This is a genomic window from Pseudomonas sp. SDT291_1_S447, assembly GCF_054070155.1.
This window is the reverse complement of sequence record NZ_JBSVXS010000032.1, coordinates 39836-51625: the sequence shown is the minus strand read 5'-3', so window position 1 is coordinate 51625 and position 11790 is coordinate 39836. Positions and strand designations below refer to the sequence as shown.

General features: G+C 58.8%; 13 protein-coding genes and 1 pseudogene. 9 read left to right on the top strand and 5 right to left on the bottom strand.

From position 1 onward, the window contains the following. The first annotated feature begins 122 nt into the window (after nucleotides 1–122). The 3 genes from ACW9IR_RS13330 to fdhA all read left to right on the top strand — a co-directional run bounded on the left by ACW9IR_RS13330 (nucleotide 123) and on the right by fdhA (nucleotide 3207). Nucleotides 123–755, top strand: coding sequence for a sarcosine oxidase subunit gamma (locus tag ACW9IR_RS13330; RefSeq protein ID WP_457463591.1), 633 nt, complete (start codon nucleotides 123–125; stop codon nucleotides 753–755). A gap of 221 nt (nucleotides 756–976) precedes the next feature. Then, a complete protein-coding gene (gene purU, locus ACW9IR_RS13325; protein ID WP_457463589.1) occupies nucleotides 977–1834 on the top strand; it encodes a formyltetrahydrofolate deformylase in 858 nt (285 codons plus the stop codon). A gap of 173 nt (nucleotides 1835–2007) precedes the next feature. Next, nucleotides 2008–3207, top strand: a complete 1200-nt coding sequence (gene fdhA, locus ACW9IR_RS13320; RefSeq protein ID WP_034155015.1) for a formaldehyde dehydrogenase, glutathione-independent — start codon at nucleotides 2008–2010, stop codon at nucleotides 3205–3207. Nucleotides 3208–3276: 69 nt separating this feature from the next. Here the strand turns inward: fdhA and ACW9IR_RS13315 are convergent, their stop codons facing one another. Beyond that, the gene (locus ACW9IR_RS13315; RefSeq protein ID WP_085646912.1) at nucleotides 3277–3489 is read right to left on the bottom strand and encodes a cold-shock protein; all 213 of its coding nucleotides are present in this window, start codon (nucleotides 3487–3489) and stop codon (nucleotides 3277–3279) included. Between the two features lie 37 nt (nucleotides 3490–3526). Beyond that, a complete protein-coding gene (locus tag ACW9IR_RS13310) occupies nucleotides 3527–3751 on the bottom strand; it encodes a hypothetical protein (RefSeq protein WP_095122519.1) in 225 nt (74 codons plus the stop codon). 215 nt (nucleotides 3752–3966) lie between these two features. Here ACW9IR_RS13310 and ACW9IR_RS13305 point away from each other — a divergent pair. Further along, nucleotides 3967–4065 (top strand): annotated as a pseudogene (locus ACW9IR_RS13305) (hypothetical protein); the annotation flags it as partial. 254 nt (nucleotides 4066–4319) lie between these two features. On the opposite strand, the gene ACW9IR_RS13300 reads toward ACW9IR_RS13305, so the two are convergent. Both ACW9IR_RS13300 and ACW9IR_RS13295 read right to left on the bottom strand, forming a co-directional pair. Next, the gene (locus tag ACW9IR_RS13300; protein WP_457463586.1) at nucleotides 4320–4994 is read right to left on the bottom strand and encodes an anti-sigma factor; all 675 of its coding nucleotides are present in this window, start codon (nucleotides 4992–4994) and stop codon (nucleotides 4320–4322) included. Continuing rightward, on the bottom strand, nucleotides 4991–5626 hold the full coding sequence (locus ACW9IR_RS13295) for an RNA polymerase sigma factor (RefSeq protein WP_457463584.1): 636 nt from the start codon (nucleotides 5624–5626) through the stop codon (nucleotides 4991–4993). Before ACW9IR_RS13295 ends, ACW9IR_RS13300 begins: the two co-directional genes overlap by 4 nt. A gap of 150 nt (nucleotides 5627–5776) precedes the next feature. On the opposite strand from ACW9IR_RS13295, the gene ACW9IR_RS13290 reads away from it, so the two are divergent. After that, a complete protein-coding gene (locus ACW9IR_RS13290) occupies nucleotides 5777–6334 on the top strand; it encodes a DUF2780 domain-containing protein (protein WP_457463582.1) in 558 nt (185 codons plus the stop codon). A gap of 1 nt (nucleotide 6335) precedes the next feature. On the opposite strand, the gene ACW9IR_RS13285 is transcribed toward ACW9IR_RS13290, so the two are convergent. Next, nucleotides 6336–7214, bottom strand: a complete 879-nt coding sequence (locus ACW9IR_RS13285; protein ID WP_457463580.1) for an acyltransferase — start codon at nucleotides 7212–7214, stop codon at nucleotides 6336–6338. Between the two features lie 305 nt (nucleotides 7215–7519). On the opposite strand from ACW9IR_RS13285, the gene rloA2 reads away from it, so the two are divergent. The 4 genes from rloA2 to creD all read left to right on the top strand — a co-directional run bounded on the left by rloA2 (nucleotide 7520) and on the right by creD (nucleotide 11741). Next, nucleotides 7520–8023 carry a retropepsin-like aspartic peptidase RloA2 gene (rloA2, locus tag ACW9IR_RS13280; protein WP_095050277.1) on the top strand — a complete coding sequence of 168 codons (504 nt, stop codon included), beginning with the start codon at nucleotides 7520–7522 and terminating at the stop codon, nucleotides 8021–8023. Nucleotides 8024–8096: 73 nt separating this feature from the next. Continuing rightward, a complete protein-coding gene (gene creB, locus ACW9IR_RS13275; RefSeq protein ID WP_102900096.1) occupies nucleotides 8097–8777 on the top strand; it encodes a two-component system response regulator CreB in 681 nt (226 codons plus the stop codon). Next, entirely contained in the window at nucleotides 8777–10195 is a 1419-nt protein-coding gene (creC, locus tag ACW9IR_RS13270) for a two-component system sensor histidine kinase CreC (protein WP_102900097.1), read from the top strand. Before creB ends, creC begins: the two co-directional genes overlap by 1 nt. 175 nt (nucleotides 10196–10370) lie before the next feature. Next, nucleotides 10371–11741, top strand: coding sequence for a cell envelope integrity protein CreD (gene creD / locus ACW9IR_RS13265; protein ID WP_102900098.1), 1371 nt, complete (start codon nucleotides 10371–10373; stop codon nucleotides 11739–11741). Nucleotides 11742–11790 lie beyond the last annotated feature (49 nt).

Genomic DNA, 11790 nt, shown 5'->3' with positions numbered 1-11790 from the left:
GTTTCGGGTTGTTAATGGGATTTGTGTCAGGCATCAGTCCAGTGTGGGAGCGAGCTTGCTCGCGAAGGCGGTGTAACAGCCACCACAAGGGCCGGAACCAACAGAATTGATAAAGGTGCTTTATGACCACAGCCAATATTTACCAACAACGCCCGACCACCGGCGCCAAGGCCGAGTCGTCGCTGCACCATGCCGACCTCGCCAGCCTGGTCGGCAAGGGCCGCAAGAACGCCGGCGTGATCGTGCGGGAAAAGAAACTCCTCGGTCACCTGACCATTCGTGGCGATGGCCACGATGCCGCGTTCGCCGCTGGCGTACACAAAGCCTTGGGCATTGAACTGCCTGGCGCTCTGAGCGTCATCGTCAAAGGTGAAACCAGCCTGCAATGGATGGGCCCGGATGAGTGGCTGCTGATCGTGCCAAGCGGTGAAGAATTCGCCGCCGAACAGAAACTGCGCGAAGCGCTGGGTGATCTGCACATCGCGATCGTCAACGTCAGCGGCGGCCAGCAAGTGCTCGAACTGAGCGGGCCGAACGTGCGTCAGGTGCTGATGAAGTCGACCAGTTATGACGTGCATCCGAATAATTTTCCGGTGGGTAAAGCGGTCGGCACGGTGTTCGCCAAATCGCAGTTGATGATTCGCCATACCGCTGAAGACACTTGGGAACTGCTGATTCGTCGTAGCTTTTCGGATTACTGGTGGTTGTGGTTGCAGGATGCTTCGGCTGAGTACGGGTTGAGCGTTCAGGCCTGAAGATCAAAAGCCACCCCCTCACCCCAGCCCTCTCCCCCAGGGGGGAGAGGGGGAAAGGGAGCAGATTTGTGTGTTTTTCGAGCCTGAGTTCGCCGCGATATTTCAGGTCGGCGTAGCTCGAAACAACACCTCGGTCAGTCCCCTCTACCTCCGGGAGAGGGCTAGGGTGAGGGGAAAAAATCCCCCTGACACCCCGCACAAAGAACAGGAGTCACCGCACCATGAGCCGCGCCCCAGACACATGGATTCTGACCGCCGACTGCCCCAGCGTCCTCGGCACCGTGGACGCGGTCACGCGTTTTCTGTTCGAGCAGGACTGCTACGTCACCGAGCACCACTCGTTCGATGACCGCCTCTCCGGGCGCTTTTTCATTCGCGTGGAATTCCGCCAGCCCGACGGTTTTGACGAACAAGCCTTCCGCGCAGGCCTAGCCGAGCGCGGCCAGGCCTTCGGCATGATCTTCGAGCTGACTGCGCCGAACTACCGGCCAAAAGTGGTGATCATGGTCTCCAAGGCCGATCACTGCCTCAACGATTTGCTCTACCGCCAGCGCATCGGCCAGTTGTCGATGGACGTCGCGGCAGTGGTCTCCAACCACCCGGATCTGAAACCGCTGGCCGACTGGCACCAGATTCCCTACTACCATTTCCCCCTCGACCCCAACGACAAACCGTCGCAGGAGCGTCAGGTGTGGCAGGTGATCGAAGAGTCCGGCGCCGAATTGGTGATCCTCGCCCGCTACATGCAGGTGCTGTCGCCGGAGCTGTGCCGCAAGCTCGATGGCAAAGCGATCAACATTCATCATTCGCTGCTGCCGGGCTTCAAGGGCGCCAAGCCGTATCACCAGGCTTACAACAAAGGCGTGAAGCTGGTCGGCGCGACGGCGCATTACATCAACAACGACCTCGACGAAGGGCCGATCATTGCCCAAGGCGTCGAGGCGGTGGATCACAGTCATTACCCCGAGGATCTGATTGCCAAGGGGCGCGATATTGAGGGCCTGACGCTGGCGCGGGCGGTTGGGTATCACATTGAGCGGAGGGTGTTTCTCAACGCCAATCGCACGGTCGTTCTTTAGATAGCTATCGCGAGCAAGCTCGCTCCCACAGGGGTAAGCATTCCAATGTGGGAGCGAGCTTGCTCGCGAAGAGGCCATAACAGGCAACACATAAACAGCATCTGTACCCGAGCATTCAACGCGCTGCCTGCCTGGGCAACGCGGTTCCATAAAAACAACAGCGAGGTGAAAGCATGTCTGGCAATCGTGGTGTGGTGTATCTCGGCGCTGGCAAGGTCGAAGTACAGAAAATCGACTATCCGAAAATGCAGGACCCGCGCGGTCGCAAGATCGAGCACGGGGTCATTCTCAAAGTGGTTTCCACCAACATTTGCGGCTCCGACCAACACATGGTGCGCGGCCGTACTACGGCGCAAACCGGTCTGGTGCTGGGCCACGAGATCACCGGCGAGGTGATCGAAAAAGGCTCCGACGTCGAAAACCTGAAAATCGGTGACCTGGTTTCCGTACCGTTCAACGTGGCTTGCGGGCGCTGCCGTTCCTGCAAAGAGCAACACACCGGCGTCTGCCTGACCGTCAACCCGGCCCGTGCCGGCGGCGCATACGGCTACGTCGACATGGGCGACTGGACCGGTGGCCAAGCGGAATACGTGCTGGTGCCGTACGCCGACTTCAACTTGCTGAAACTGCCGGACCGCGACAAGGCCATGGAGAAAATCCGCGACCTGACCTGCCTCTCCGACATCCTCCCAACCGGCTACCACGGCGCCGTCACTGCCGGCGTTGGTCCGGGCAGCACCGTTTACATTGCGGGCGCCGGCCCGGTCGGTCTGGCCGCTGCCGCTTCCGCACGTTTGCTCGGTGCTGCGGTGGTGATCGTCGGCGACGTCAACACCATCCGCTTGGCTCACGCCAAATCCCAGGGTTTTGAAATCGTCGACCTGTCCAAGGACACGCCGCTGCACGAACAGATCGCCGCACTGCTCGGCGAGCCGGAAGTGGATTGCGCGGTGGACTGCGTCGGCTTCGAAGCACGCGGCCACGGCCACGACGGCGTGAAAGCCGAAGCGCCGGCCACCGTGCTCAACTCACTGATGGGCGTGGTGCGTGTGGCCGGCAAGATCGGTATCCCGGGCCTGTACGTCACCGAAGATCCGGGCGCCGTCGACGCCGCTGCGAAAATGGGCAGCCTGAGCATTCGCTTCGGTCTGGGCTGGGCCAAGTCGCACAGCTTCCACACCGGCCAGACCCCAGTGATGAAGTACAACCGCCAACTGATGCAGGCGATCATGTGGGATCGCATCAACATCGCCGAAGTGGTGGGCGTGCAGGTGATCAGTCTGGATCAGGCGCCGGAAGGTTACGGCGAGTTCGATGCGGGTGTGCCGAAGAAGTTTGTGATTGATCCGCATAAGTTGTTTAGTGCGGCGTAAGGTTTTACGCAATAGAAAACGGCGCCATTGAGGCGCCGTTTTTCATGGGGCGGGAATTTCCTTCCGCTTTTACTCAATTTCAACTTCTTCTGCTTGCATTCCTTTCTGCCCTTTAGCAGCAATGTAACTAACGGATTGTCCTTCCTTCAAACTCTTGAACCCATCAGCCTTGATTGCTTTGAAATGAACGAAGAGGTCATCGCCGCCATTCTTCGGCGTGATGAAACCAAACCCCTTTTCATCGTTGAACCACTTGACCGTGCCACTCTCTCTACCTGCCATGTCTTTGCTTCCCGTTTCGATTGATTGGTGAAAACATTTACAAAACAACAGAAGAATGAGGATGTTTGAGAAAGTCCTCGTCCTGAGCCAGTTTTATATCGACTGCGTAATATTGACTGTTATCGCCCCGCACAAGGTCATAAGTAACCTTCTGCCCCGCTTTGATGTGTTTGATGATCGGATCGTCCGGGCTGATGCAAAAGATGATCGGCGGGACATCTGATTCGAGCAGTTGATCGCGCGGACTGAGTTGCTTCTCCATCACTGTATCTCCCGTTGAATGACCGTTAATTGCACCTCGCTTTCTTCGAACAATTGACACGCCAGCAGCTTATTCCAGCCTGGATCGCTAGACACCTGTCAGATGTGACAGGTGTCTAGTTCTTTTTGAAATATTGATTTGCATAACAAGCAATTAACGACCTAAAAAAGACCGCAGCCTTCTGTAGCTTCGCGGGTACAAGGTCTTGCGGGGAGATCAGCCTCGATCAGGCGCCGGAAGGGTACGGCGAGTTCGATGCGGGTGTGCCGAAGAAGTTCGTGATTGATCCGCATAAGTTGTTCAGTGCGGCGTAAGGCTTAAGCGCAATATAAAACGGCTCCCTCAGGGGCGCTGTTTTTTGTTGGAAGACAAGGTCAAAAGCGACCCTCACCCCAGCCCTCTCCCGGAGGGAGAGGGGGCCGACCGAGGTGTCTTGCGTCGTACATCGACCTGAAAGATCGAGTCGACTATGGATTCAACGCAAGTCTTTCACGTCGGCGTATTACGTCAATATCCCACGGTCAGTCCCCTCTCCCTCTGGGAGAGGGTTAGGGTGAGGGGCTTTGCTTTACAGCGTCGCCAAGGCCCCTTGATATAGCACCGGACCTGTTGGCTGCCCGGTCGGCGAACCACCTTTAGGCTCAAGACTGACCGCCAGCGCAATCGGTTTACCGATCAAGGCTTTCTGCGCTTCGTTCAACTCAACCTTGCCTTTGCCCCCCGCCGGAATGATCCCAAGCGAGATCGGTTTGCCGTCAGCAGGAATCGCCCACAATTCCAGGCTGCGATCCGCATCAACGGCCGCCAATGTCAGCGGCTCGACTTGCAGATAATCCGCATGCGCCTCGACCTTCAGCGCCGGTTGCGCATCGGCGGTCAGCAGGGTGGCGCGGTAGCGGGCGTCGTCACGGTTATACAGCGAGCCGAGGAACACCAGCACGGCGATGGAACAGATGGCTGCCGTGAGTCGTAGCCAGTTCCAGAATGGTCGTTTCTCAGGGACATGCAGCACCTGCGGTTCGATTCGCGCGGTGATGCCTTGCCAGACGCGGTCGGGCACTGGATGGTCGGGCAGGGATTCGGTGAGATTCACCAGTGCTTCCTGCCATTGCGCCACTTCAGCTCGCAACACAGCGTCGTCCAGCAGCAATTGTTCAAACCGCCGCCGCGCTGGCGCAGACATCAGGCCGATAGCGTAATCGGCAGCCAGGGCGCGGCGCAGGGTAGGGGTCTGGTAATTCATGATTCAAGGCACCGACGCAGACGTTCCATGCCACGGCGGATCCACGATTTCACCGTGCCCAGTGGCGTGGCCAGGTGTTTGGCGAGTTCCGTGCACGACAATCCCTGGAAGTAGGCCACGGTGATCGATTGGCGCTGCATGCTTTCAAGGCTGTCCAGACAGCGGTTCAACGTCTGAGCCTCGCGGGCGCTGTTCAACTGATCATGCGCTGAAGGACTTTCGTCCGGCAGGGCGTCCTGTTCGAGATCGGTCAGTGGCCGGTCCCGGTGTTTGCGCAATTGATCGATGGCTTGATTGCGGGTGATGTTGATCATCCACGTCAACGGTGCCGACAAATGCGCTTCGTAGCGCGAGGCGTTGTTCCAGATGCGCACGAAACTTTCCTGCAGCACTTCCTCGGCCAGATCAGTGCGGCCCATAAAACGTAGAGCCACGCCATGCAGACGCGGGCCGACGCTACGATAGAGCGTTTCGAAGGCGCGACGATCACCCAGTGAACACTGGGCCAACAACTGTCGCAGCTGATCGGTGTCGGCGATGGAAATGACGACTCTCCAGGCAAAGGTCGGGCGACGAGGGCTGGGCTCGGACTGTTCACAGGCTAGTTCAGCGACAGCGGTTGTGCCATTCATCGCGAGGGTGTCCGGGATTTCACGTTTTATATACGCAGGCCGGATGAAAATGGATGTGCCGCGCCGGAACATGCCGGCGGATACCCGGTCAAACCGGCAGTTTTACTGCCCGTTCAGCGGGTGGTTTTTACAGCGCAAGAGGATGTCTGAATGAAGATTTCACGCGGTTTTGCCTTGGCATCGCTCCTGACCCTGGCCGCCGGGCCGGTGTTTGCCGGTTTCAGTCTTAATGACGTCGCTGGTGCGGTTTCGGGGATGCAGGGCGGTGAAAAAGCGGCCGCTGCGGCGCCGACCTCGGAAACCGCCGGTTTGCTCAGTGCCCTCAGTGCGCTGGATGTCACGCCGGAGCAAGCCGTTGGCGGTACTAGCGCGATGCTCGGGCTGGCGAAGAATCAGTTGAACAGTACCGATTATTCGCAGTTGGCCAAAGAAGTGCCGGGCATCGACAAGTTGTCAGGCGGCAGTGGCAATCTGGCGGCGTTGGGGGCTCTGCTCGGTTCGTCCGGCAAGTCCGCCGGGCTTGAGAATGCGCTGGGCAACGTCAAGGACACCAATGACCTGAACAATGCCTTCAGCGCATTGGGCATGGACAGCGGCATGATCGGCCAGTTTGCCCCTGTGCTGTTGCAATACCTCGGTCAGCAGGGCGTCGGCGGTTCGCTGCTGAGCAGCCTGGGCAGCATCTGGGGCACCGGCACCGGTAGCTGATTCAGCCGCGCAGTTCGGCGATGCGCTGATCTTTCTCGCTCCAGAGCTGGTTGACCCAGCTCTGGACCGTCTGGCGAAACGCCGGATCATTCTCGTAATCGCCTTGCCATAGCGCCGGGTCGAGTTCGCGGGTCTTGATGTCGATGATCACGCGCGGCACGTTGCCGCTGATCAAATCCCAGAAACCCGGAATGTTCGCCTGTGGATAAACCACGGTGACGTCGAGAATCGCATCCAACTGTTCACCCATCGCCGCCAATACAAACGCCACGCCGCCAGCCTTTGGCTTGAGCAGGTGGTTGAACGGTGATTGCTGCTGCGCGCTTTTCGCGGCGGTGTAGCGCGTGCCTTCCAGATAATTGACCACGGTCACCGGCTGACGCTTGAACAGCTCGCAGGCCTGCTTGGTGATTTCCAGATCCTTGCCGGCCAGTTCCGGGTGCTTGGCCAGAAAGGCCTTGGTGTAGCGCTTCATGAACGGGTAATCCAGCGCCCACCACGCCAGCCCCAGAAACGGTACCCAGATCAGTTCTTTCTTGAGGAAGAACTTGAAGAATGGCGTGCGCCGGTTGAGCGTCTGGATCAACGCCGGAATATCCACCCACGACTGGTGGTTGCTGACCACCAGATACGAGGTGTCGCCGCGCAAATCTTCGCCACCGCGAATGTCCCATTGGGTGGGGATGCACAGGCGGAAAATCAGCTTGTCGATCTCGGCCCAGGTCTCGGCGATCCACATCACCGCGCCCGACGCGTAATCGCGCCAGCGGCCTGGTGCGATCAGTTTGAGCAGGGCGAAGACCAGCAACGGCCCGATCAGGATCAGGGTGTTGAGCAACAGCAGCAGGGTGACGAAACAGCCGGTGAGCAGGCGGCGCATAAGCAACTCTTTGCAAACGGATGGGCGCGCCATGATAAGCAGCTTCGCGCGGCAGGCCAAATCGCTGGTGACGAATGTTTCACTTTTGGGCCGGTATGCTTTGCTCAGCGTTGTGTTGAATGTGCTGGCCTCTTCGCGAGCAGGCTCGCTCCCACACTGGATTCAGGTGTATTGAAAATGTGTGCTCAACACAAAACCCTGTGGGAGCGAGCCTGCTCGCGAAAGCGATTTCAAGGCGAACGAATGACTCAATGGGTGTCTAAAATCCCAGTCTGCCGCCCTCATTTTCCAAGGAAGCCCCTTACGTGAAATCCCTCCTTGCACTGTTTGCCCTCGTCGCCCTGCCGGTCATGGCCGCCGAGCCGACCCTGTACGGGCGCTATGAATACATTGCGCTGCCGGAAATCGGCGGTGAAGTGCTCAAGGCCAAGATGGACACCGGCGCACTGACCGCCTCGCTGTCGGCCAAGGACATCGAAACCTTCACCCGCGATGGCGACGAATGGGTGCGTTTCCGCCTCGCCACCAAGGACGCCAGCAACAAGGTCTACGAACACAAGGTCGCGCGGATCAGCAAGATCAAGAGCCGTTCGGATGAAGAGGACGAGGGCGAAAGCACCGAAGTCGCCAAGCGCCCGGTGGTCGATCTGGAGCTGTGTCTGGGCAACGTCAAGCGTACCGTTGAGGTCAACCTGACCGATCGCAGCAACTTCAACTATCCGCTGCTGATCGGTGCCAAGGCCTTGCGCGAATTTGGCGCTGCGGTAAACCCGGCGCGGCGCTTCACGGCCGACAAGCCGGACTGCTGAACCAAGTGGTCTCATTGACGTAACGTCAGGCTTGGGGCACCGTTCGCGCACTTAACCCACGGGCTCGGACGCCATGCCTCATATCCTGATTGTCGAAGACGAAGCGGCGATTGCCGACACGCTGATTTTTGCATTGCAGGGCGAGGGCTTCACCACCACGTGGCTGAGCCTCGGCGCGGCGGCGCTGGAGCATCAGCGGCAGACCCCGGCCGATCTGATCATCCTCGACATTGGCCTGCCGGACATCAGCGGTTTCGAGACCTGCAAGCAACTGCGGCGCTTCAGCGAGGTGCCGGTGCTGTTCCTTAGCGCCCGCGATGCCGAGATTGATCGCGTGGTGGGTCTGGAAATTGGTGCCGACGATTATGTGGTCAAGCCGTTCAGCCCGCGTGAAGTCGCGGCGCGAGTGAAGGCAATCCTTAAACGCATGGCGCCGCGTCCTGCGATTGAAGCCACTTCAGCGCTATTTAGAATCGATCCGGAGCGGATTCAAATCATTTATCGCGGCCAGACGTTGGCCCTGACCCGCCACGAATTCCGCCTGCTGCAATGCCTGCTCGAACAACCCGAGCGGGTGTTCAGTCGCGAACAACTGCTTGACGCGCTGGGCGTAGCGGCCGACGCCGGTTATGAACGCAGCATCGACAGCCATATCAAAAGCGTGCGCGCCAAATTGCGTCTGGTGCGCGCCGACGCCGAGCCGATCCAGACCCATCGTGGCCTCGGTTACAGCTACAGCCCGGGGCACAGTTGATGTCTTTGGGGCTGCGGATCTTTCTGGTGTATGTGCTGTTTGTCGGCCTCACCGGGTATTTCGTGCTCAACACGGTGATGGAAGAAATCCGCCCCGGCGTGCGTCAGTCCACCGAAGAAACCTTGGTCGATACTGCCAACCTGATGGCGGAGATCCTCCGTGACGATTTCAAGGCTGGCACCCTCAGCGAGAACCGCTGGCCGGAGTTGCTGCGCGCCTATGGCGAGCGTCAGCCGCAAGCGACGATCTGGGGTTTGCCAAAAAATCAGGTCAACCATCGTATCTACGTGACTGATGCCAAGGGCATTGTGGTGCTCGATTCCAGTGGTGTCGCGGTCGGTCAGGATTACTCGCGCTGGAACGACGTCTACCTGACCTTGCGCGGTGAATATGGCGCGCGTTCGAGCCGCAGCGATGCGGATGACGCGAGTTCGTCGGTGATGCACGTCGGCGCGCCAATCCGTGACAACGGCCAGATCATCGGCGTGGTCACCGTGGCCAAACCCAACAGCTCTTTACAGCCTTACGTGGATCGCACCGAACGGCGCTTGCTGTTTTACGGCGCCGGATTGATCGGCCTCGGTCTGCTGTTCGGTGCTTTGTTGTCATGGTGGTTGAGCCGTGCGCTGCACCGGTTGACCGGTTATGCCCAGGCCGTGAGCGAAGGGCGGCGGGTGGAAGTGCCGCATTACCGAGGCGGTGAGCTGGAGCAACTGGCCACAGCGGTCGAGCAGATGCGCACACAACTGGAAGGCAAGGCTTACGTCGAACGCTACGTGCACACGCTGACACATGAACTGAAAAGTCCGCTGGCGGCGATTCGTGGCGCGGCGGAGTTGCTGCAAGGCGACATGCCGCCGGTTCAGCGCCTGCGCTTTGTCGGTAACATCGACAGCGAAAGTGCGCGGATGCAGCAGTTGATCGAACGCTTGCTGAATCTGGCGCAGGTGGAACAACGTCAGGGCCTTGAAGAGCGGGTCGCCGTGCCGTTGGCGGCGCTGGTTGATCAGTTGTTGCAGGGACAGGCAGCGCGGATTGAAGGCAAACAGTTGCGCATCGAACAGGCGATTGCGGCGGATCTGCTGTTGATTGGCGAGCCGTTTCTGTTGCGTCAGGCGTTGGGTAATTTGCTGGAGAATGCGCTGGATTTCACCCCGGTTGAGGGGGGGCTGCGCTTCAGTGCCGAGCGTCGGGATGAGCAGATTGAACTGCGTCTGTTCAATGAAACCGCGCCGATTCCCGATTACGCCTTGCCGCGTTTGACCGAGCGCTTCTACTCATTGCCGCGACCGGACAGTGGGCGGAAAAGCACGGGGCTGGGGCTTAACTTCGTTGAAGAGGTGGTCAAGTTGCATGGCGGGTCGATGCAGATTCGTAATGTCGAAAGTGGTGTTGAGGTGACATTGCGCTTGTCTTGATACCGAGTTGCGGCCATCGCGAGCAGGCTCACTCCTACAGGGGAACGCATTCCAAATGTAGGAGTGAGCCTGCTCGCGATAGGGCCGGTGAAGTCTCCACACAATCTCCACAATCCCCCCACAAAACCCCCACACCCGATCACCAGACTCCCCCCATCCAAACAGGGAGAGTCCCATGAACAAGAATCTGACCATCAAGCTCGGCGCCATCGCCGTGCTGATCCTGCTGTTGCTGATACCTTTATTGATGATCGATGGCGTCATCGACGACCGCCAACAGTTGCGCGACGGCGTGCTCGAAGACATCGCCCGCAGTTCCAGCTACAGCCAGCAACTGAGCGGCCCGGTGATGGTGGTGCCGTATCGCAAAGTGATTCACAACTGGAAGACCAACGACAAGACCAACCAGCGCTACGACGAACCGAGCGAAGAGCGTGGTCGTTTGTACTTCCTGCCGGAGCGTTTCGAACTCGACGGCCAGGTGCAAACCGAACTGCGTGCACGGGGTATTTATGAAGCGCGGCTGTTCCACGCCGACAACCGTATCAATGGCCATTTCTCATTGCCTGCACAGTTGGGCATCAAGGAAGACTTCAGCGACTACCAGTTCGATGCACCGTTTCTCGCGGTAGGTATCAGCGACATTCGCGGTATCGAAAATGCGCTGAAACTGGAACTTGACGGTCAGCGTCTGGACTTCGTGCCGGGCACCCAGGTCGGCTGGCTCGGCGAGGGTGTACGAGTGTCGCTGCCGTTGCTCGACACCAGCAAAACCACGGAACTGAGCTTCGGTTTCGATCTGCGGCTGCAAGGCACTGGTTCATTGCAGGTGCTGCCTGTGGGCAAGAGCAGCAGCGTCAGCCTCACTGCGAATTGGCCGCATCCAAGTTTCATCGGCAATTTCCTGCCGGCCAAACGTGAGATCAACGATCAGGGTTTCAGCGCCGATTGGCAGACCACGTTCTTCTCCACCAACCTGCAAGACGCCATGAGCCGTTGCGTGAGCAGCAATGATTGCGAGGCGTTCAACGGTCGCAGCTTTGGCGTGAGCTTCATCGACCCGGTGGATCAGTACCTGAAGAGTGACCGGGCGATCAAATACGCGTTGCTGTTCATCGTCCTCACGTTCGCCGGTTTCTTCCTGTTCGAAGTGCTGAAAAGTCTGGCCGTGCACCCGGTGCAATACGCGTTGGTCGGTGTGGCGCTGGCGTTCTTTTATCTGTTGTTGCTGTCGCTGTCGGAACACATCGGCTTCGCCCTGGCATATCTGTTGTCGGCCAGCGGTTGTGTGTTGTTGATCGGGTTTTACGTCTGCCACGTGCTGCGCAGTGTGCGCCACGGTTTGAGTTTTTCGGCAGGGCTGGCGGCTTTGTATGGCCTGCTCTATGGCTTGCTGAGCGCTGAGGATTACGCGTTGTTGATGGGCTCGTTGCTGCTGTTCGGTCTGCTCGGTGTGTTCATGGTGCTGACGCGCAAACTGGATTGGTACGGGATCGGGCAGAAACCGGCGAAGCCGTTGGAGTTTGATGTGGGGGCGATGCAATGAGCCGGTCGCTGGGATTGCGTGAGGATCAGTGCTGGAAGGATGAGTTGGT